The sequence below is a fragment of the Maribacter sp. genome (assembly GCF_016744255.1).
GTDB lineage: Bacteria > Bacteroidota > Bacteroidia > Flavobacteriales > Flavobacteriaceae > Maribacter_B.
Map to the genome: position 1 here is coordinate 1 of NZ_JADGES010000060.1, position 21,327 is coordinate 21,327.

Annotated in this window: 22 protein-coding genes; 10 read left to right on the forward strand and 12 right to left on the reverse strand. The window is 33.6% G+C overall.

The window, feature by feature from the left end:
* Positions 1 to 60: 60 nt before the first annotated feature.
* Complete coding sequence (locus tag QZZ51_RS10880) at positions 61 to 204, reverse strand: hypothetical protein (protein ID WP_291869502.1); 144 nt, start codon at positions 202 to 204, stop codon at positions 61 to 63.
* A 304-nt stretch (positions 205 to 508) separates the two neighbouring features.
* On the opposite strand from QZZ51_RS10880, the gene QZZ51_RS10885 reads away from it, so the two are divergent.
* Together QZZ51_RS10885 and QZZ51_RS10890 are read left to right on the forward strand one after the other, a co-directional pair.
* Positions 509 to 1,243, forward strand: a complete 735-nt coding sequence (locus QZZ51_RS10885) for a LytTR family DNA-binding domain-containing protein (protein ID WP_291869504.1) — start codon at positions 509 to 511, stop codon at positions 1,241 to 1,243.
* A gap of 9 nt (positions 1,244 to 1,252) precedes the next feature.
* On the forward strand, positions 1,253 to 3,229 hold the full coding sequence (locus QZZ51_RS10890; RefSeq protein WP_291869506.1) for a tetratricopeptide repeat protein: 1,977 nt from the start codon (positions 1,253 to 1,255) through the stop codon (positions 3,227 to 3,229).
* Here the strand turns inward: QZZ51_RS10890 and QZZ51_RS10895 are convergent.
* A complete protein-coding gene (locus tag QZZ51_RS10895) occupies positions 3,219 to 3,791 on the reverse strand; it encodes a DUF3109 family protein (RefSeq protein ID WP_291869508.1) in 573 nt (190 codons plus the stop codon). The two genes, QZZ51_RS10890 and QZZ51_RS10895, sit on opposite strands and share 11 nt — an antisense overlap.
* A gap of 105 nt (positions 3,792 to 3,896) precedes the next feature.
* Here QZZ51_RS10895 and QZZ51_RS10900 point away from each other — a divergent pair, with 105 nt between their 5' ends.
* Both QZZ51_RS10900 and QZZ51_RS10905 read left to right on the forward strand, forming a co-directional pair.
* Positions 3,897 to 4,475: a MarC family protein gene (locus QZZ51_RS10900; protein WP_291869510.1), complete on the forward strand. Its 579-nt coding sequence runs from the start codon at positions 3,897 to 3,899 to the stop codon at positions 4,473 to 4,475.
* Between the two features lie 15 nt (positions 4,476 to 4,490).
* Positions 4,491 to 4,694, forward strand: coding sequence for a hypothetical protein (locus QZZ51_RS10905; protein WP_291869512.1), 204 nt, complete (start codon positions 4,491 to 4,493; stop codon positions 4,692 to 4,694).
* Here QZZ51_RS10905 and QZZ51_RS10910 read toward each other — a convergent pair.
* The 4 genes from QZZ51_RS10910 to QZZ51_RS10925 form a co-directional block, all read right to left on the reverse strand.
* Positions 4,691 to 6,319, reverse strand: coding sequence for a S41 family peptidase (locus QZZ51_RS10910; protein ID WP_291869513.1), 1,629 nt, complete (start codon positions 6,317 to 6,319; stop codon positions 4,691 to 4,693). The genes QZZ51_RS10905 and QZZ51_RS10910 overlap by 4 nt on opposite strands.
* 9 nt (positions 6,320 to 6,328) lie before the next feature.
* A complete protein-coding gene (locus tag QZZ51_RS10915; RefSeq protein WP_291869515.1) occupies positions 6,329 to 6,763 on the reverse strand; it encodes a dCMP deaminase family protein in 435 nt (144 codons plus the stop codon).
* Between the two features lie 93 nt (positions 6,764 to 6,856).
* Entirely contained in the window at positions 6,857 to 7,441 is a 585-nt protein-coding gene (locus QZZ51_RS10920) for a HupE/UreJ family protein (protein WP_291869517.1), read from the reverse strand.
* 37 nt (positions 7,442 to 7,478) lie between these two features.
* Positions 7,479 to 8,213, reverse strand: a complete 735-nt coding sequence (locus tag QZZ51_RS10925) for a TerB family tellurite resistance protein (protein ID WP_291869519.1) — start codon at positions 8,211 to 8,213, stop codon at positions 7,479 to 7,481.
* Between the two features lie 127 nt (positions 8,214 to 8,340).
* Here QZZ51_RS10925 and QZZ51_RS10930 point away from each other — a divergent pair, with 127 nt between their 5' ends.
* The 6 genes from QZZ51_RS10930 (at position 8,341) to QZZ51_RS10955 (ending at position 14,684) form a co-directional block, all read left to right on the forward strand.
* The gene (locus QZZ51_RS10930; protein ID WP_291869521.1) at positions 8,341 to 8,751 is read left to right on the forward strand and encodes a BrxA/BrxB family bacilliredoxin; all 411 of its coding nucleotides are present in this window, start codon (positions 8,341 to 8,343) and stop codon (positions 8,749 to 8,751) included.
* 66 nt (positions 8,752 to 8,817) lie between these two features.
* Positions 8,818 to 9,561, forward strand: a complete 744-nt coding sequence (locus tag QZZ51_RS10935; protein ID WP_291869523.1) for a lysophospholipid acyltransferase family protein — start codon at positions 8,818 to 8,820, stop codon at positions 9,559 to 9,561.
* A 33-nt stretch (positions 9,562 to 9,594) separates the two neighbouring features.
* Positions 9,595 to 10,260, forward strand: coding sequence for an HD domain-containing protein (locus QZZ51_RS10940; RefSeq protein ID WP_291869525.1), 666 nt, complete (start codon positions 9,595 to 9,597; stop codon positions 10,258 to 10,260).
* Between the two features lie 228 nt (positions 10,261 to 10,488).
* Positions 10,489 to 11,913, forward strand: a complete 1,425-nt coding sequence (locus tag QZZ51_RS10945; protein WP_291869527.1) for a Gfo/Idh/MocA family oxidoreductase — start codon at positions 10,489 to 10,491, stop codon at positions 11,911 to 11,913.
* A gap of 109 nt (positions 11,914 to 12,022) precedes the next feature.
* Positions 12,023 to 13,657 carry a sulfatase gene (locus tag QZZ51_RS10950; protein ID WP_291869529.1) on the forward strand — a complete coding sequence of 545 codons (1,635 nt, stop codon included), beginning with the start codon at positions 12,023 to 12,025 and terminating at the stop codon, positions 13,655 to 13,657.
* 427 nt (positions 13,658 to 14,084) lie between these two features.
* Entirely contained in the window at positions 14,085 to 14,684 is a 600-nt protein-coding gene (locus tag QZZ51_RS10955) for a hypothetical protein (protein ID WP_291869530.1), read from the forward strand.
* Between the two features lie 47 nt (positions 14,685 to 14,731).
* Here QZZ51_RS10955 and QZZ51_RS10960 read toward each other — a convergent pair whose 3' ends face one another.
* The 6 genes from QZZ51_RS10960 to QZZ51_RS10985 form a co-directional block, all read right to left on the reverse strand.
* The gene (locus QZZ51_RS10960) at positions 14,732 to 15,436 is read right to left on the reverse strand and encodes a DsbA family oxidoreductase (RefSeq protein ID WP_291869532.1); all 705 of its coding nucleotides are present in this window, start codon (positions 15,434 to 15,436) and stop codon (positions 14,732 to 14,734) included.
* Positions 15,437 to 15,523: 87 nt separating this feature from the next.
* Complete coding sequence (locus QZZ51_RS10965; protein ID WP_291869534.1) at positions 15,524 to 16,597, reverse strand: PA0069 family radical SAM protein; 1,074 nt, start codon at positions 16,595 to 16,597, stop codon at positions 15,524 to 15,526.
* Positions 16,598 to 16,654: 57 nt separating this feature from the next.
* On the reverse strand, positions 16,655 to 18,208 hold the full coding sequence (locus tag QZZ51_RS10970) for a hypothetical protein (protein ID WP_291869535.1): 1,554 nt from the start codon (positions 18,206 to 18,208) through the stop codon (positions 16,655 to 16,657).
* Between the two features lie 21 nt (positions 18,209 to 18,229).
* Complete coding sequence (locus tag QZZ51_RS10975) at positions 18,230 to 19,012, reverse strand: enoyl-CoA hydratase-related protein (RefSeq protein ID WP_291869537.1); 783 nt, start codon at positions 19,010 to 19,012, stop codon at positions 18,230 to 18,232.
* Between the two features lie 11 nt (positions 19,013 to 19,023).
* Positions 19,024 to 20,433: an ATP-binding protein gene (locus tag QZZ51_RS10980; RefSeq protein ID WP_291869539.1), complete on the reverse strand. Its 1,410-nt coding sequence runs from the start codon at positions 20,431 to 20,433 to the stop codon at positions 19,024 to 19,026.
* 144 nt (positions 20,434 to 20,577) lie between these two features.
* A complete protein-coding gene (locus tag QZZ51_RS10985) occupies positions 20,578 to 21,129 on the reverse strand; it encodes a CopD family protein (RefSeq protein ID WP_291869541.1) in 552 nt (183 codons plus the stop codon).
* Positions 21,130 to 21,327 lie beyond the last annotated feature (198 nt).

Here is a 21,327-nt window from a genome sequence, read left to right on the forward strand (position 1 = left end):
AATAATCTTGTTTGAAAAAGAAATTCGCAACATGGACGCATTCATTGAATTGTTGTTTTCCTATTTACGAACCTCTACACGATCTAGATTAACATTTAAAACAACATCTTCTTTCATAGATTCCATCGCACCAATATCTTCTGTAAATGCAGCAACTAATAACAAGGCAAGTAAAAGCCCAAACATAATTAAGCACTTTTTCATTCTCTATTCTTTTAGTTTGTCCAAATATTCTGTTTCCTCTTAAATAGGAAACGTATCCGTTTTTCTATAACTCAAATTTATATTAATGAGAATAACAACAAATGTATAAATGTATAAATGGTAACTTTAAGTGTATAATTGACACCCGCATTTAGCCTGCAAAGAATACAAACCTATATTCTCGTATTTCTTTATGAATATTGTTATTCATACGGTAATTTTAGCCATTAACACATCTTTTCAAAAATTGCGGCATGATATTTATTTTTTTGATTAACTTCCATGTAAACATATTAAAAATTCTATGCTAGAAGCCGTAATCGTTGATGATGAAATTAAAGCCCTGCAGAGTTTATCTTGGGAGTTAACTAACTTTAGTAAAGAAATTAATGTAGTAGCTTCTTTTACTGATCCTTTTGTAGCACTAGAATATCTAGAAAAAAACACACCAGATTGTCTATTTTTAGATATTGAAATGCCTACTATGGATGGGTTTCAATTTATCCAGAAACTACAAAACAAAAATTTTCCGGTTGTAATTACAACAGCCTATAATCAATACGCCATTAAAGCTTTAAAAAACGAAGCTATAGATTATTTACTAAAGCCTATTGATTCAGATGATTTAAAAGAGACTATTGGTAAAATAAAAAAATTCAACTACAACAATTACACCTCTAACAAACTAGAAAAAATTCTTTTAAATTTTAATGCCAACCATATTCATAAAAAAATTACTATAAATACAGACGGTAAACTTATTTTCTTAGAGAGTGATGAAATACTTTATGCAGAATCCGATGGTAATTATAGCACTATATTTTTAACTGATGGCAGCAAACTAGTTCTGACCAAAAAACTTAAGGAAGTGAATGAACTTCTTCCTGATGAAACTTTTTTTAGAATTCATAATTCCTACATCATCAACTTAAATAAAATAAAGGAATTTTTAAAAACCGATGGGTATGTTATACTAAAGCCTAACCACAAGATTCCTGTTTCTCGACAAAAAAAATCAGATTTCTTAGATTTAATATAGTTTTATTATATGCAAATAATTAATCCTACGTTTTTTCGCATCCTATGCTATATTTTCTATTCCCAAAGTAAAAAGGCCCTTATTGTATTTGTTCTTTTTTTTAGCGTTTCTATCACCAGCCAAAATATTTCATCTGCCTTTATAGACAAAGCAGATAGCCTTATAAAAGAAGCTCCTATTACATACAAAGCAATAGACAAGGTTCTAAGAAGCAAAAGAAAAGATACTATCTATATGCGTTTTTTTGCAAATAGAGCATTAAACCAAAAGTACTTAATCGGCCAATCTTACGCCTTAAACCAACTCGGTAGAAGATACCGCGCCTATTCTCAATTTGCTAAGGCTATTTCTTTACATAACCAAGCCTTAAATGCAGCCCATACCAAAAGTAATTTAGAATTTAAGGTGTATAGCTTAAACATGCTGAGTGTTGTTTACCGTAGAACGGATGCCATTAAAACCGCTTTAGACTATAGTCAAGAAGCGTTAGAATTGGCAGAAACTGTAGAAAATCCCAGTGACGGTTTAAAGCGAAGTATTAATGTTTCTTTAAACGGAATTGGCAACATCTACCAAACTCTAGAGCAATATGATTTGGCCATAAAACAATTTCAGAGGTCTATGCTATTAGAAAAAGACCTTGGTAATGAATTAGGCATAGCAATTAATCATCAGAATATTGGTGAATGCCAAGAAGCTAAACAGGATTTAACTGCGGCACTACAAAGTTATCTTACTTCTTTGGCTTATAATGAGAAAATAAATAGTGATATGGGTCGTATTATATGTAAAAATAGCATTGCCCAAATCTTTATAAAACAGAAGAAAATAAATAAAGCTCTAGCCATATTAGAACCCGCACTAGCAGACTCCAAATCCCTAGGGGATAAATACATTACTTCCGCAGTACAAATAAATTTAGGGAAGGCTCTAATGCAAATTAATCTTTACTCCGAAGCCGAAAAGAACATATTAGAAGGTTTAAGACTAGCAAAAAAACATAATCTCCCAAGCAGTATTTCACAGGCCAACCTCAACCTATCTGAATTATATGAAAAACAGGGCGATTACAAAAAATCTTTGAACTACTACAAAACAGCTCAAAAATTTGATGAAGAAATATCCAACATAAGAAATCTACGCTACGTAAATGATATGATCATTAGGTACGATACGGAGAAAAAAAGCAACCAGATTGAAGTACTTGCCAAAGAAAATGAAATAGTTAAACTAAAACTAAGAAAAAACAAGACTACTTTACTTATTAGCGGAATTGCACTTGCTCTTTTAGCAGGTATATTCTTTATTCTATACCGGCAATACCAACTAAAAAACGAAAAAAAGCTCCTTACACTTGAACAAACCATGCTAAGAAGCCAAATGAATCCACACTTTCTATTTAACTCCTTAAACTCAATTAAGCTATACATTATTAACAATGAGAAGAAAAATGCTGTTTACTATCTAAATAAATTCTCTAAACTAGTACGCAAAATATTAGAAGCCTCTACCTTAAAAGAAATAACTCTTGCAGAGGAACTAGAGACCGTGGAATTGTATTTAAACATTGAAAATATTCGTTTTTCTAATGAGATTAATTATACTATTTCTATCGAGGACAATATTGACAGTCATACTGTGAAAATTCCATCTCTAATTCTTCAACCATTTCTAGAAAATGCTATTTGGCATGGGCTATCCTCTAAAGAAGGAGAAAAAAAACTAATCCTAACTGCAAGTCTCGGAAAAAATGGATTCATTGACATCTCTATTGTGGATAATGGTATAGGGAGAGACGCTGCTGAAAAAATTAAGAAGAATAAAGTTTTAAAGAGAAAATCTATTGGCATCGATATCACCAAAGAACGCTTAACTAATTTTTCTAAAGATTACCAAAACTCTTTTGATATAGAAATATTAGATTTATTTGATGAAAATAAAAAATCTACAGGAACCAAGGTAATACTGCACATTCCTACCTTTTAACATACTCTTTAGCTACTTCTTCTAATTCGGCATACCATTCTTCTCCAAATTTCCGCACCAGAGATTCCTTTACAAATTTATAAATAGGCACTTGTAACTCTGTTCCTAAAGCACAAGCAGCATCGCATATTTCCCATTTATGATAATTAACAGCGGTGAGTTCTGTATACTCACGAACCCTAACTGGGTATAAATGACAAGAAACAGGTTTTTTCCAATCAATTACTCCATCATTATATGCTTCCTCAATGCCGCATTTAGCAATTTTTTTATCATCAAAAATTACATATGCACAAGCACTACCGTTCACTAAAGGAGTTTCCCATTCGCCATCTTCTCCTTTTACAAAAGCTCCTTGCTTCTCAATTTCCTCTATTCCTTCCGGGCTTAAATATGGTTTTACCCTACTGTAAATATCTACCATAATTTCGGTTTCATCATCAGCAACAGGTGCCCCGGCCTCTCCATCTATACAACATTGCCCTTTACAAGCATTTAGATTGCAAACAAAATCATTTTCAATTATCTCTTCGGATACTAAAGTCTTCCCTATCTGAAACATACTCAAAATTAAAACGGCAAGATACGTTTTCTTGTATATTCTATAACTAGAATATAACATCTATAAATTGAGAATAAACGTACATTTGAAAAAATATTAGACGTTATGACTTTAAATTTTGATTTTCGGGAAATTGCTACCTCAGGGATGATTCTTTTTGCTGTAATAGACATTATTGGCAGTATCCCTATTATCATTGGCTTACGAACAAAAGTAGGGCATATACAATCTGAGAAAGCATCCCTTGTTGCAGCTTGTATTATGATTGCATTTCTTTTCATTGGAGAAGAAATACTAAATCTTATTGGTATTGATGTAAACTCTTTTGCTGTCGCTGGTGCCTTTATTTTATTTTTTATGGCTCTAGAGATGATTTTAGGTATTACATTATACAAAGATGATGTACCCGAAACCGCTTCTATTGTACCTATTGCTTTCCCTTTAATAGCAGGTGCTGGAACCATGACATCTATATTATCTCTCCGCGCAGAATATCATGTAGAGAATATAATTGTTGCCATTGTTGTAAATATTATCTTTGTATACATAGTATTAAAATCTTCAAAAAAAATAGAGCATATTTTAGGAAAAAACGGTATAAGTGTTATTCGTAAAATTTTTGGAGTTATACTATTAGCTATAGCGGTTAAACTATTTGCAGCGAACATTAACCAACTATTTTAGAAAAAAAATAAAGAAATGAATAAAATCCTGACTATAATTTTAATTGTATTGGCAGTTGCATTAATTGCCTACAATGTTACGCTATTAGATTTTAATAATTTGTTTAAAGGGAATAGCATTATTGCTCTTATTGGCATTATGGCTTCTTTAGTTGCCATTGTATTAATACTAGTTTTTAATACCAGTAAAAAAATACAAAGAAAAATTAACGAAGATTAATTATCTTCTTGAGCATCTACTTCTTCTACGTTCGGTATTAAGGTTGGGTTATCCAATTGCAATACTCTATTCAACATAGGGTCTTCTGTACTTTTTATTTTAGCATGTACATTAGGCCCATATAACTGATCTGCCAATGCTGCTTTTAAATAAAGTTTAATCCCATCTTCTAAATCATAGAAATTCATTTTTAAATTTCTGGCAATAGCATATTCCACAAAATTCTGAAAAAGTATATCGTCTACTCTAAAGTCATTAATAAACTCTTCTTGGGTATAATAGTCATACCTCTTACGGTCCTCATCTAAATGCTCAAAAGCAAAATAAGATAAAAACCCGTAGCTATCCATACTCTCTATGGCCTCTTCTTCATTGGACCCAATTGGCACAAAAACATCGGGAATAATCCCCCCGCCACCGTAAACAATCTTTCCTTTAGGCGTTTTAAATTTTAAGGAATCTGCCACTTTAATACTATCCGCAGACATTAATTCTCCATTATTATAACGTTCCGTAAACTTCTTATAATAATCTTTATGTCCGTTTTTATAGGTTTTTTGTATGCTTCTTCCTGTTGGTGTATAATATCTAGAAACTGTAAGTCTTACTGCCGAACCATCTCCTAAATCCATTTCTCTTTGCACTAGCCCCTTACCAAAAGACCTGCGCCCTACTATGGTCCCAATATCATTATCTTGCAACGCTCCAGCAATTATTTCACTGGCAGATGCGGATCTTTCATTAATTAACACATATACCGGTTTATCTTCGAACCCCCCTTTATCTGTAGCAAATATTTTTTCAACCTTCCCTTTTTTATTTTTTGTAAATAGAATAAGTTTTCCGTCTTTTAAAAACTCATCCGCCATTTCCTCGGCAATACCCAAATAACCTCCGGGGTTATCTCGTAAATCCAACGTTAGCTTCTTTGCTCCTAATTTCCTTAATTCCTTTAAAGCTATTTTAAACTCTTTAAACGTAGACTCTGCAAAACGATTTACTTTTATGTAGCCCATTTCATCTGTAAGCATAAAAAAAGCCACCACACTTTTAATAGGCACTAAATCTCTTTTAACTCTTACAGAAAACAACCTATCCTCTTCCTTACGATATACTTGTAAAGTTACTTTAGTCCCTTTCTTACCCTTTAGTTTTTTTACAATATTATTACTAGCAAGATTCTGTCCGTACAACGTATCTTCATCTGCCATTAATATTCTATCCCCTGCCTTAATCCCTTTTTTAAAACTTGGCCCTTGGGGTATTGCACGTATAACAGCTATAGTGTCTTTATAAGGGTAAAAATTTATGCCAATACCCACAAAATCTCCTTTCATATTTTCAGAAACCTTATCCATTTCTGCCCTAGGAATATATACCGAATGGGGATCTAGCTTTTCTAAAATATTATTTACTGTAATATCGACTATACTATCCGTGTTAATATCGTCTACATACTCGTAGTCTATATAATCAATAAGTCTATTAAGTTTGTCTTTTTTAGAATTAGTGGTAAAAAGTCTTTCTGGAGAATGATTAAAACTCAATTTTCCGCCTACGAATATTCCCAAAGCAAGTGCCGCAGCAATAATTATTGGCCATAAATAGGTGTTAATTCGTTTCATTTACTATTCTTATTCGTTAGATATTTTGGGCATATGCACCAAATCTATGCCTGCTTTTTCTAAAAATTTAAGTCCAGAATCATCTTTATAAGCAACCTGATAAACCACCCGTTTTATACCCGATTGGTGTATTAGTTTACTACATTCTTTACAGGGAGATAACGTAATATATAAGGTTGCTCCATTACAAGATTGTGTAGAAGAAGCTACCTTAGAAATTGCATTTGCCTCTGCATGTAAAACATACCATTTTGTATATCCTTCTTCATCTTCACAGATATTATCAAATCCTGTTGGAGTACCGTTATAGCCATCGGAAATAATCATTCTATCTTTTACAATAATCGCCCCTACTTTCTTTCGTTCGCAATTAGATAAAAGTCCCCATTCCTTGGCCATTCTTAAATAAGCCTTGTCGTATTTTTTCTGTTTTATTTCTTTCATCTAAAAAACCACTTACATCTTTTTCATTGGCAAACCACTAAGATACCTGCTTTCTAAAATACCAACAACGTATTAAGGTATAATTAACAAAGCTTACCATGGAAAGGTATTAATTAACATAGGAATTGTAACTAAAAGAACAATAACAGAACCTATTACTACAAAGTTTTGCTGTTTTACATTACCCCAAGATTGTATACCAAAAGCAACTGTTAAAATACTCAATACAATAAGAACTTGAGAGAACTCTATTCCTAAGGCAAAACCAAAGAGTGGCGCCAATTTTTCTTCTTCCTCTGCCATTAACATCTTAAAGTAATTAGAGAAACCGAACCCGTGTATTAATCCAAAAAATAGCGTTGCTATAATATGTAAAAAGATACTTTTTTGTTCCTTTCCTGCTTTAGAATAGAACAAATTAAAAACTGCCGTAGCAAATATGGTTACTGGAATTAAAAATTCGATAAAGTAAACATCCACTACCACGACCTTAAACACAGACAAAACCAAAGAACTACAATGTGCAATAGTAAAGACCGTAGCTAGTAAAAGTACATTTTTCCAGTTTTTAAAAGTAAAAGGAAGCGCTAAGGCGATTAAAAAAAGAATATGATCATACGCAGAAAAATCTAGCACATGATTGAACCCTAATTGAACGTAAAACCATAAATTCTCCATATTGCTGTGTGTTTTTTTGATTTAGCAACTAAATCTATTAAATTCCGCGTTCTTTCTGGATATTTTCATATGCCTGTTGTACGCGTTTAAATTTTTCCTCTGCCCCTTTTTTAATGGCTTCGTTTTCTGTTATAACCTTATCGGGGTGGTATTTTTTTGCCATGGTTCTATATGCTTTTTTAACCGCATCATCCGTAGCAGACTTTTCTATTTCTAAAATTTTATATGCTGTATCCGCAGATTTTACAAACATAGCTTTTATGCTATCAAAATCTCTTGCTCCAACCCTTAGGTAACGTGCAATTTCGCTTATTTTATCTATTTCCTGGTTACTAACATTCCCATCCGCTTGTGCAATTCCAAATAGAAAATGCAATAATTGCAATCGCACTTCATATCTAGTTCTTTGGTTTAAATACGAACAAATACGCTGAGCAGAAATTTCGCTCTTCTTGTTAATATCATTAAAAGTTCTAAAAATAGCATTCGCTCTTTCCTTACCATAGGTACTTACAAAATACTGTCGCACATAATCCATTTCCGTTTGCGATACTTTACCATCTGCCTTAATTACTAAGGAACAAAGGGAAAGTAAATTAAGCTCAAAATCAGCAGGCGATACCTTTTGCCGTGTTATATCGCTAAAAACTGTATTTCCACTTCCACCTCCGGAACTCAAATTATCTATAAAACTACCTACAAGAAATCCTAAAATAGCCCCTGGAAATCGAAAAAAAGAATATCCCAAAATGGCAGCAAACCATTTAATCATAAGTCAAATAATTTTTTGTCAAAGATATACTATTACTACAAAAAATATAGCCTAACGAAAAGTAATGAACATCAACTAAGTACGACAAATTGTATATCTTTGCCTTTATTAATTAAAATAATACATTATGTATCCTGCGGAATTAGTTAAACCAATGAGAGAAGACCTAGCATCTGCTGGTTTTCAAGAATTATATACTGCCCAAGAGGTAGAAAGTGCAATAGCAAAAGAAGGAACTACTTTAGTTGTTGTAAATTCAGTTTGCGGATGTGCTGCTGCTAATGCCAGACCTGCTGCAAAAATGAGTTTACAGAATGATAAAAAGCCAGACCATACGGTTACGGTTTTTGCTGGAGTAGATACAGACGCTGTAAATGCGGCTAGGAATTTAATGATTCCTTTTCCTCCATCATCTCCTTCTATGGCTCTTTTTAAAAATGGAGAGTTAGTTCATATGATTGAACGTCATCATATCGAAGGAAGACCTGCAGAAATGATTGCAGAAAACTTAGCTGGGGCTTATAATGAGTTTTGCTAAAAAATAATTTTAAACATTTTTATAAAAACCGTTCTTTTAAAAAGAGCGGTTTTTTATTTTTACACTATGAAGAAAATCATAGCTTATATACTCACACCCGTATGTACTTTCTTTTTTACGCTTATACTATTAATTTTTCATCCCATACAATGGGTTTGCTTTAATTTTTTTGGTTACAAAGCGCATGGCATAAGTGTTAATTACTTTAACCTATGCTTACTTCGCTGTATGCATATTTTAGGCACTACATATACTTTTAACAATCCGCATAAGATACCAACAGACAGGCCTATAATATTTGTATCTAATCACCAAAGTATGTTCGAGATTTCTCCTTTAAGCTGGTGGCTACGAAAACACCATCCCAAATTTGTTAGCAAGAAAGAACTGGGAAAAGGTATACCAAGTGTATCCTATAACTTAAACCATGGTGGCTCCGTACTTATTGACAGAAAAGACGGGAAACAAGCGATTTCCGAAATTTCCAAACTTGGAACCTATATAGAAAAGCATAATCGCAGCGCTGTTATATTCCCGGAAGGTACCCGCAGTAGAACTGGGCATCCAAAGCCTTTCCAAACTACGGGACTTAAAATTCTAATAAAAAAAGCACCTTCCGCTTTAATTGTACCAATAAGTATAAACGGTTCTTGGAAAATGTTGCGTTATGGCAAATTCCCCAATGGAATCGGCAGTTACATTACATTAGATGTTCATGAACCTATGGAAATTAAAGGCAATATAGCTGATTTAATTGCCAAAGTAGAAGCGATAATATCCTCTGGAGTACATTCCTTTAAGTCGGATTAAAACCCCACATTAACCCTAAATGAATTATATATTTTGAATAATGAAACCTTAATAGCAGAAACTATTTCTTTTGTACAAAAAACACTGGAAGGTGCCGAAGGCGGACACGATTGGTTTCATATAGAACGTGTATATAAAAATGCAAAGGGCATTGCAGAAAATGAAAACGTAGATATGTTGGTGGTTTCTTTAGGGGCCTTACTGCATGATATTGCAGATCCAAAATTCCATAATGGCGATGAGAGCATTGGCCCTAAAGTAGCCAATGATTTTTTACATTCCAAAAAGGTCTCTCCAAAAATAACACATCATATCATAGCCATTATAGAGAATATATCTTTTAAATCTTCTTTGGACGGCACTCCTAAAAAAGAAAGATTTAACTCTTTAGAATTACAAGTAGTACAAGATGCAGACCGCTTAGATGCTATTGGTGCAATTGGTATTGCAAGAGCTTTTAATTATGGCGGATTCAAAAACAGATCTCTCTTTAATCCAGATATTCTTCCTAATCTAGAAATGACCAAAGAAGAATACAAAAAATCTACTGCTCCTACTATTAATCATTTTTACGAAAAATTACTTTTACTAAAAGACCAAATGAATACTAATAGTGGTAAGAAACTTGCAGAAAAAAGACACCTATTTATGGTAAATTACCTCAGTCAATTTTACTCGGAATGGAATGGCATGTTGTAGTAAAATAAAGGCAAGCCCACGAGGCATTTGTAGGAAAACAACCTTAAAATTTCAAGGCAAGCCTCGGAGCATTTAAATCTTGATTATCGAGTAAAATGCAATCGTCTAAAATAGTTTTCAGCTTATTCCTTTTTTTGTATCTTCCTAGTCATTGAACTTATTTCACCTCTTTCTCTTTTAAGGTAAGCAATAAGAGCAAATTTAAGATTATCCTCTAAAGTCTGGAATATGCAAAGAAGAAAATTTATTAGGAATGCTACAAAAGCAACGGCTGCTTTTACTATTATACCAAGCTTTGTTTTAGGAAAAACACATATTCCCCCAAGTGACACCCTTTATATGGGTGCTTTTGGTGTGGGCGGCAGAGGTTCTGGTGTAATAGAAGGACTCCACAATACAAAAAAAGTAAAATTTGTAAGTTTATGTGATGTGGATGATCGCAGTGCTGCCGATAGTTATAATAAATTTCCTAATGCTAAAAAATACAAAGACTATAGAACAGTCTACGATAAACACTTAAAAGATATAGACGCTATTATGGTTGCAACACCCGACCATATGCATGCTAGTATTGCTCTTCCATTTATGCGAGCTAAAAAACACGCTTATGTAGAAAAACCTTTAACCCATACCATTCATGAAGCGCGGATTATGACTGAAGTTGCTAAGGAAAATGGTATTGTTACGCAAATGGGAAACCAAGGTGCTTCTAGTAAAGGTAGCAGACAAGCAAAAGAATGGATTGAATCCGGAATTATAGGTAAAGTATATAAAGTAGATTGTTGGACCAACAGACCCGTTTGGCCACAAGGTGTTCCAGTACCCACAGAGAAGCATAAAATTCCAAAAGAATTAGATTGGAATTTATGGTTAGGAAAAGCGGCTATGCGCAATTACAACAAAGCATATTTACCCTTTAAATGGAGAGGTTTTTGGGATTTTGGCACTGGAGCTTTAGGAGATATGGGTTGTCATATTATGGAAACTCCTTTTAGCGTTCTAAATTTAGACTACCCAACAGAAGCAGAAGCTAGTTGTACCACGAATTGGGTAGGCGATTTTGTAGAAGCAGATTATAACCAATCTTGCCCTTCTTCTTCTATCGTTCGTTTAAAATTTAATACCGCAGAACATGGCGATATTGCTTTAAATTGGTATGATGGTGGTCTTCTACCAGATTTACCCGATGAACTTAAAGATGGCGAAACCATAGGAAGTAGTGGCGGTGGCTCCATTTTTTATGGTACAAGAGGCATTTTAGTTTGCGATACCTATTCGCAGAACGCTAGGTTACTACCTTCTAAAACCATGGATATGCTGAACCCTCCAAAACCATATTTAAAAAGGATAGATGGCGGCATGGGCGGGCATATACCTAATTTTGTAGAAGGTTGCTTAACAGGCTCAAAAACTTCTTCTGATTTTCAACGCTCTGGGCCCTTAACCGAAGCTGTTCTTATGGGTAACTTAGCTATTAAAGCCTTTCAATACAAAGAACTCAAGGAAGGCAAAAAAATAGGAGATTGGGATCCTTTTCAATATCCTGGAAGACGAAAAATTATGTGGGATGGTGCTAATATGAATGTTACCAATTATGAAAAAGCCAACGAATGGGTAAAAGGCACCTATAGAAAAGGTTGGGAGTTGTCTTAAAAAAATAAAAGCAAACAGCTTTGGATACGCGCAGACGAAAACGAATATTTTCCTGTTTACAGTGCTTGCCACAGCTATTACATTACCTACTATTAAAGAGAATTAAAAAATGTTAAAAAAAATCAGTACAAGAAACTTAATAACTTTCTCCATCTTAATCTTCGCCTGTGCTTCATGTAAAAACTCTAAAGAAAAAGAACGTCTAAAGAAACCCACTAAAAGACCCAACATTCTATTTATTATGTCTGATGACCATGCGTATCAAGCAATTAGCGCTTACTCAGACAAGTTAATAAAAACCCCAAATATTGATCGAATTTCTGACGAAGGAATATTATTTACCAATGCCTGTGTCACCAATTCAATTTGCGCACCATCAAGAGCTACAATACTCACTGGAAAGCATACTCACATCAATGGGAAGATTGACAATAGAATGCCTTTTGATACCACCCAAGTGACGTTTCCCCAATTATTTAAAAACGCAGGTTATGAAACGGCAATGTATGGCAAACTACATTTTGGTAATAACCCAAAAGGTGTGGATGATTTTATGATTTTACCTGGACAGGGCAATTATATCAATCCTAAGTTAATTACCCCAAAAGGAGATACCACTATCACAGGATACGTAACCGATATTATTACGGATTTAACCATCCATTGGCTGGATCAAAAGAGAGATAAAGAGAAACCCTTTATGATGATGTATTTACATAAAGCACCTCATAGACCATGGTGGCCAAGCCCTGAAAAATTTAAGGAGTTTACACAAAAAACATTTCCTGAACCAGCCTCTCTTTTTGATGACTATTCTAACAGAGGTACCGCAGCCAAGTCTGCCGAAATGAACTTACTTCAGCACATGAAATATGGTCATGACTCCAAAATAAGACCAGAAACAATTAAAGAAATGGGAAAAGTAGAACCCTATGTGCCTCCAATCAATGGTTTTACAGCGGCCTACAGTAGATTCAACGACAAACAAAGAGCATTGTACGACCCTATAATAGACTCTATAAATAACTGGTTTAAAGCCAACTGGCCGACTATGAATGATACTCAAAAGATGAAGTGGAAATATCAACGTTATATGCAAGACTATCTTGGATGTATTTCTTCGGTAGATGATAATGTTGGTAGAGTTCTAGATTACTTGGATGAAAGCGGACTGGCCGAAAATACAATTGTAATATATACTTCGGACCAAGGGTTCTACCTTGGAGAACATGGTTGGTTTGATAAACGTTTTATATATGATGAGTCTTTTAAAACACCATTGATGATTCGCTGGCCAAATGAGATTACACCTGGCACTACGAATGATGAGATGGTTCAAAATCTAGATTTCGCCCAGACCTTTTTAGAAGCTGCACAAATTAAAATCCCAAGTGATATGCAAGGCGAGAGTTTAATTCCCCTTTTAAAAGGGAATACGGCAGAATGGAATCGTAAGGCAGTTTACTATCATTACTATGAATACCCTGCTGAACACATGGTAAAAAGACACTACGCTATTGTAACAAAGGAATATAAATTGGTTCACTTTTATTACGATGTAGACGAATGGGAGTTATATGACCGTAGTAAAGACCCACAAGAAATGACAAATGTCTATAACGACCCATCTTATGCAGCCACAGTCACTGAACTACGCAAGAAGTTAGATGACTTAAGACTAAAATATAAGGATTCACCAGAATTGGATAGAAAATATATTGATTTGTACGAAAAGAACAAATAAAAAAAACACTCTACAGTAAACGTTGTGTATAATTTGTGCTTACATTTAAAGAAAATAAAAGAAAAAATCATGTCAAAAGGTAAAGACTCAAAGAAAAACGTTAAAAAAGAACCTGCTAAAACTGCAAAAGAAAAAAAAGCAGAAAAGAGGTTAAAGAAAGCTAAATAAGATTCATTGTATTCTAAATACACTCAAAAAATAGGCATATAAAAGGCATCCAATTTTGTGCATTTAGCTTGTAATATTCGTCTTAAAAAATAAAATTAGACTCTGTATTAAGAGAAAAATTAGGATAATAGTAAATTTTGAATGTGTTGCTTCAAAATTATTTTGTGAGAAACAGATAAAAAACAAAGCACAAAGAATAGAGAAATAAACACGTACAGAAAAGGTTGAGAATTGGCATAATTGTTGTTTGCCTTCTTGGATGAAAAATATTTATTTACTCTTAATTTTAACTTCACCCTTCTTCGTTTTTAGTCAAGTTTCTGGTCCTGAAATTTTTGCAGAATACTCTGTGTTTTATAATTCGGATTTAAAATCATCTGTGAATCATAAAATAACTGCAGGAAGTGAATTATTTTCATTTAAATATCTATGTCCAGAGATTGAAATTGCTTATACCTTTGGAGCTCATGAAAACTCTAAAATTCCCTTTACCAGTTTTGCCTTTGGTTTTAGTCCCAAACTAATTCTCCAAGAAGAAAAATCAAGATGGGTTTTTATCCCCAAATATCATTTGGGGAAAATTACAGCCGAAAATTTTGACACAAATAACAATATAACAACATATAAGGATAAAATTAATTTTTGGTCTTTTGCAATTGGTTTGGAAATTAAGTCAAATCATAACGTTTCTAATAGAGAAAAGTGGGGTGTCTATCTTATCTATAATGGATTTAACGCTAGGCCTACAATGAATAAAATAAATTTTGAACAATTAAAAATTAACAACACCCAATCTATTGGATTAAGTTTTAGAATAAGCACCAATTTCAAAAGGGTAGACAAAGAATATCCAGAATGAATATGGCAGCAAAATTAAATTTTGCTGCCATATTTTAGTACTAAAACCTATTCACAATTACCATCCAAATCACAAGAATTTTCTGCTCCCGTATCTAAAATTGTAATTTTTTGTTGTTCCTGTTTGTCCCAAGCATCCTCTAAGGCTTCCGTAAACACTTCCTCTGGTTGTGCACCAGAAAGCCCATATTTACCATCTAATACAAAGAAAGGAACTCCGCTAATACCTAAGTTTCTAGCTTCCATTTCATCTTGTCTTACTTCATAAGAAAAATCTTCAGAAGCCAACATAGCTTTCACTTTATTTTCCTCTAAACCTAAATCAGTTGCTAAAGACAATAAAAAATCTAAATCATCTATATTCTTTGCATCTTCTAAATGTGCTTTTAGCATCGCTTCTTTTACTCTATCTGCGAGACCTTCTTGTTTAGCAAAATGCAACAAACGGTGTGCATTTAGTGAGTTAGCAATTACAGCCTTCTCTACATTAAAATGAAGTCCAACTTCACTCGCCATATCTGTAACCTTCTCGAACATATCTAATGCCCTCTGCCGGTCTACTCCTTTGCTTTCCATAAAATATTCCGTGTAATCGCTGCTAGGCTGCGTTTCTATGTTTGGGTCTAGTTCAAAACTTTTCCACTCTATAATAATCTCTTCCTTATGCGGAAATTTAGCCAATGCTGCTTCAAACTTCCTTTTTCCTATATAGCAAAAGGGACATCTAATATCGGACCAAATACTTACTTTCATATGCTTTTAATTCTGTCATTTTATTTATTGCCCCAATAGACGCGTTTTACTTAAAACCTTACCTCCTATTAGAGAACCTCTTATTATTTAAAACAATTTCATCTGTCCGTCCTTATACTGCTCGTGCAAGCTCGTATTAAGTTTTGGAAATGCTTTCCCTTTAAAATACTTCTTTTTAGCAATCTGCATCAAATCATGAATCTGTATTGCTATTTTCCCTTCTCCCTTAGACCGAATCCCAAAACGATTATCATTTAAAGTTCCACCATGGCATTCTTCTATTTGATGCAGTACTTTTTCTGCTTTATCTGGCAACGTTTTACGAATCCAATCTGTAAATATTTGTCCAATAGCCCCATTTAAACGTACTACGGTAAAAGAGAAAGATAATGCTCCATTTTCGGAAACCGCTTTTGCTAAATTAAGAATTTCATGACTATTAATTCCAGGAATAATAGGCGCTAACATAGCGTTTACAGGAATATTATTTTCAGAAAGCACTTTAATAGTTTCCAAACGTTTTTTAATACTTACTGTTCTGGGTTCTAAAATCCGCCTGGTTTCTTCGGATAGGGATGTAACAGACACATTAACGGCTATTAAATTATCTTTAGCAAGCTCTTTTAGAATATCTAAATCGCGTAAAACCAAAGCATTTTTGGTAATTATACCTACAGGGTGCTTGTACTTTAAAAACACCTCTAAACACGCTTTTGTAATACCAAACTCTTTTTCTGCTGGTTGGTAACAATCTGTATTACCAGAAAGCACTATAGTTTTAGCAGACCAACGCTTACTTTTTAATTTAGCCTCTAATAGTTTAGGGGCATCTTTTTTAATTAAAATTTTCCTTTCAAAATCTAAGCCCGGACTATAACCCCAAAACTCATGCGTATTTCTGGCGTAACAATAAATACAACCATGCTCGCACCCTTGATAAGGATTCATGGAAAAGGCCATTCCAACATCTGGACTGGCAACTTTATTAACTATCGTTTTAGGAAAAATGGGCAGGTACTGCGTCTTATTTTTATCCGCTAGCTCTCCTTCTATTCTACAAAATTCTAGGAAGTCATCTCTGGTTTCGTAAATATATTCGGAAAATTTATTAGTTCTATTTTCTTGTGCTCCTCTTCCTTTGAGGTAGGTTTTTGATTTCAATATATTGGATTTATTCCAAAATTATGGAAATAATCCTATTATAGCAATTTGATTATCTTAATTAACAGTTACTTTTACTAACTGCTTTCTACTGCCTCTTTTGGCATAGAACAATAAATCATTATCTGTTTTCCTTACTAAAGGTTTAGAAACCATAATAGGCAAACGTACATCCTTATCGTCTACCAATTTCTTATAAGATAAATCTCCTGTTGGCTTTACCTGAATTACAAAAAGATTGGGGTTACGGCTATACCCTTGTTTAAACAAAATCCTGTTTTTGCTCATTTTTTGTGGATTCTCGCCAGAATTAATAAAGAAGAACATAGTATCTCCCTTACCATACGCTGTATAGGATGCATAAGCGGCATCTCCTTGGGTAACTTCTGCTTTATTAATATTTCTTGCCCATTCCATATCTCCTTGTGCATTAAGCTTTGCACAGACGATATCATTGTAATGAAAACGCTCTACTTCTAAACGGGTTCCACTAGAATTGGCATCTACACCTTTGGTTACAAAATACTCTTCCGCACTAAAAATTAACCCTTTTTCTTGGGTAACATGAATACTTTTAAAAATTAAGTTTTTAATCTTCGCATCTACTTCTCTACCAAACTTATCTATCATGAATTGTTCGGAAAAGGCATTGTATTTTTTCGATTGTACTTCTAAAGAAGAGGCATTTAATTTATAATAACATAAACCGTTATATCTATTATCCTTACGATCGGAATAAAAACCAACAGTAACCAAGTTATTATCTATTAGAATGGGTTTTAGCGATTCGGGGTATCTACCAGTATCATTAAACTCCTGTGTCTGGTGTCCATTATTTGTTACTCGAACCACCTCGTATTGGAATCTACGTTCTTTAGCATCGAATCTTCTTTTCTTAAAATAAGCTTTCCCAGAAAAATATACCACCTGAAAATCTGATGCTACCTCTATATTCTCAAAAGCATAATTCTTTTCGGTAGTCGCCCCTGAAAAATCATAGGTAATATGTTTTTTTAAATCGGTTCCAAAAAGATGCATCGTATATTTCTTCTCCTTGCCTTCTCTATGCTGAACTGTTATAGCAAAAGCATTCTTTTTATCATTGAAATGTACCGCAGTGGAAAACCCATTGCTAAAACTTTGATTAAACTTACTTGTGGCTAAAGGATTAAGAACCTCTTTAGAAGGTATTGACAGAATGGTACGTTCTGTAAAATTAAAATCATCTAATGGGGTTTGATGAATTACATATTCATACGCCTCCTTTTTGGTATTATATTTTAATTCTAACAGATATAACTGACCGTTTCTTATAAAGCCATCTACCATATGCATAGCAGAATACTTATAATTATAATCCTGAATTAGATTTAAATCGGCATCATACATTTCTATATAATGTCCTTTTGCACGCAAAAGAACACCGCCATAGTATTTCCTAACGATTACCGTTTGTCCTTTTTGATCCTCATCAATAGATAAAATCGTAGAGTACTTATACCTATCGTTATAATTTTCCCCTAAACTATATTTCACAGGTATTTCCTGTGCTTTAAGCAAGCTAAAAATACAAATAAAAAGTAGCGTAAAAACATTTCTTAAACACATCATAAAGCAGGTATTTGGGTAGTCTTACTTTCCTGGAAAATTAGCCTTTCTCTTTTCTAAGAAAGCAGTAGTTCCTTCTCTAAAATCGGCGGTTCCAAAACATTTTCCAAAGGCTTTTATTTCGGTAGCATACCCATCTAGAGTAGTATTAAAACCAGCATTTACTGCTTTTATTGCCTGACCAATTGCAACAGAAGAATTATTTATTATTCTGCCTGCTATTTTTCTACACAAAGGCAGCAATTCCTCTTGCGTAACCACGTAATTAACAAGCCCATAAGACAATGCTTTAGGAGCATCTATCATCCCTGCAGTCATTATAAGCTCCATGGATCTTCCCTTGCCTATTAATTGTGGTAATCGCTGCGTTCCTCCATATCCTGGAATAACCCCTAAAGAAACTTCTGGCAAGCCCATTTTGGCATTGTCACTGGCTACTCTAAAATGGCAAGCCATAGCCAACTCTAATCCTCCTCCTAATGCAAATCCATTCACCGCAGCAATAACAGGGGTTTTCATGTTCTCTATAAAATTAAAAAGTAACTCTTGCCCCTTTTCTGCAAGTGCTTCTCCTTTTTTTACTGAAAAATTGGCAAATTCAGATATATCTGCTCCCGCAACAAAGGCTTTTTCTCCACTCCCAGTTAAGATAACAACCTTGGTCTTTTTATCCTTCTCTAAGGCTTTAAATACTTGTTGAAGTTCTTTTATGGTTTCTTTATTTAATGCATTTAATTTAGTGGGTCTATTAATGGTTACCTCTGCCAAAAATTGGTCTTTTTCTACTAAAATAGTATTGAAATCCATATATTATATTTTTAATTCTCTTTAGGAAATTTTACTGTAAAAACGGTCCCTTTACTTGGTTGTGAAGTAAAATCAATAGTTCCTCTATAGGTTTCTACTATATTTTTTACCATGCCAAGCCCTAGCCCCATTCCACTAGTTTTTGTGGTGAATTTTGGTTCAAATATTTTATCTGCGTTCTCGTCTGATATTCCTATACCATTATCCGCAACCATTATTTTTACAAAATTGCCTTCACTAGCCATAGAAACTAATATTCTCGGAGAAGCAACTTCTGGTACTGCTTGGATAGCATTCTTTACCAAATTGGTAATTACCCTAATCAATTGCGTACGATCCAGTTTAGCAATTATCTCTTCTTCTTCCGATATAAAATGTATATAGTCTTTATTGAAAATATCTAGTGCTAACTTTACAATTTTAACCACATTCAAGGTTTCGTTCTGCTGTGCTGGCATTTCTGCGAAATTAGAAAACGCAGAAGCTATACTACTCATGGTGTCTATTTGCTGAATAAGGGTTTTAGAATACTCTTCTAACTTTTCATTTATCTGCGGATCTTCTGGATTAAACTTACGCTCAAAACTTTGTACTGTTAATCGCATTGGTGTAAGCGGGTTTTTTATCTCATGCGCTACTTGTTTTGCCATTTCTCTCCAAGCTTGCTCTCTTTCACTCTTTGCTAGTTTTACCGCACTTTGCTCTAACTCATCAATCATGGCATTGTATGAAGAAATTAAATTTTTCATTTCTTCTCCCGGATTTTCGATGAATATTTTTTTGTTCCTTTTGGTTAAATCCGTCTGGCTAATCATGTTCGAAATAGTTTCTAGAGACCTAGTAATATATTTAGATATAAAATAAGCCAAGCTTACCGCCATTAAAAGCATTACCAAATACACCCCACCTAGACGCATTAAAAACTCTTTAAGCTCCATGTCATTTAAAGAATTATCTTCAAAATAAGGTAAATTTAAAATACCAATTGGTTTAAATTGATAATCTGTAATGTAGGTATAGGATGCCTGATATTTATCTCCAGCACTAGAGTTCTGTTCTATAAAGCGTTTTTCTACAGAATTCGATAAATTATTTAGCACTATAGCATCTAAACAATTAGAAATAGAGTCCTTCTCGAACTTAGGCCGGGAGCTTTTAATCAATTCCCCTTCTAAATCATAAATATTAAAATTTACATTTTGCACATCGGCAATCTGATAAATTTCTTCTTTAAAAATATATCCTAAATTTTCGGTTGTAACTGGGTAGGTAGTTCTCTGCAGGGTATAATTTATACTCTGCTTAATTTGTCCTTCTTTACGCTCCAAACGCACTTGGTGGTAATCTTTAGATTGCTCTCTATATTGATAAATAGTAATACCCGCAATCAAAACCGAAGCAATGAGTACCAGTAAAATCATAGAGACAAAAATCCGAGATCGAAGAGAGAATTTTTTTAGCAACAGTTCCTTATTTAATGTTTAAAGATACGGATTCTACCTAAGCTTAAAAACGTAGTATAGATAAACGCTTACAAAACAAATACTGCAATTTTTAAGCCAATCTTAAGCTTCTGGATTTTTATCTTGAATACTTTTATAAAGCTTAATTCCCAACATCAATAAAATACCTAAAACCACAATACCAATAACGCCAAATATCCAATTAAAAGCACTTTTTAGAATAACCAAAAATACTATTGCAAATAGAATAAGTGTTGCCCCTTCGTTCCAGATTCGCATAAACTTAGAACTGTATTTTATCTCATCTCTTTGTAGTTGTTTAAATATTTGGTGGTTCTTAAAATGATATACAAAAAGTAAAAACACAAAAATTAGTTTTACATGCATCCAAGGTTGTTGCAACCACGCTGGCATTAACACTAATAGCCAAATTGCAAAAATGGTACTTAACACCGCAGAAGGCCAAGTGATAATATACCACAAACGTTTGGTCATTAACTTTAACTGCTTGGCCAGAATCTCCTTTTCAGGAGATTCTTTCTGCCAAGCTTCTATATGATAAATAAAAAGTCTAGGAATGTAAAACAACCCAGCAAACCAGGTTATTACAAATATTAAATGTAATGACTTTATGTAATTATAATATTCTCCCATAGCACCAAAGAATCGCTTAAATACGAACACTCTATTATTGCAAATTTACAGTTCTTTAAGTAAACTACCTCAGGGCAAGCCCCAAGGTATTAAAAGGAACACTTTTACCATTTCAATACAAACATCGGATTATTAAACCCACTGGTGGGAACAAATTAATCTTCTACGAAAAGATAATGCAATTTTAAAGCATTGAAC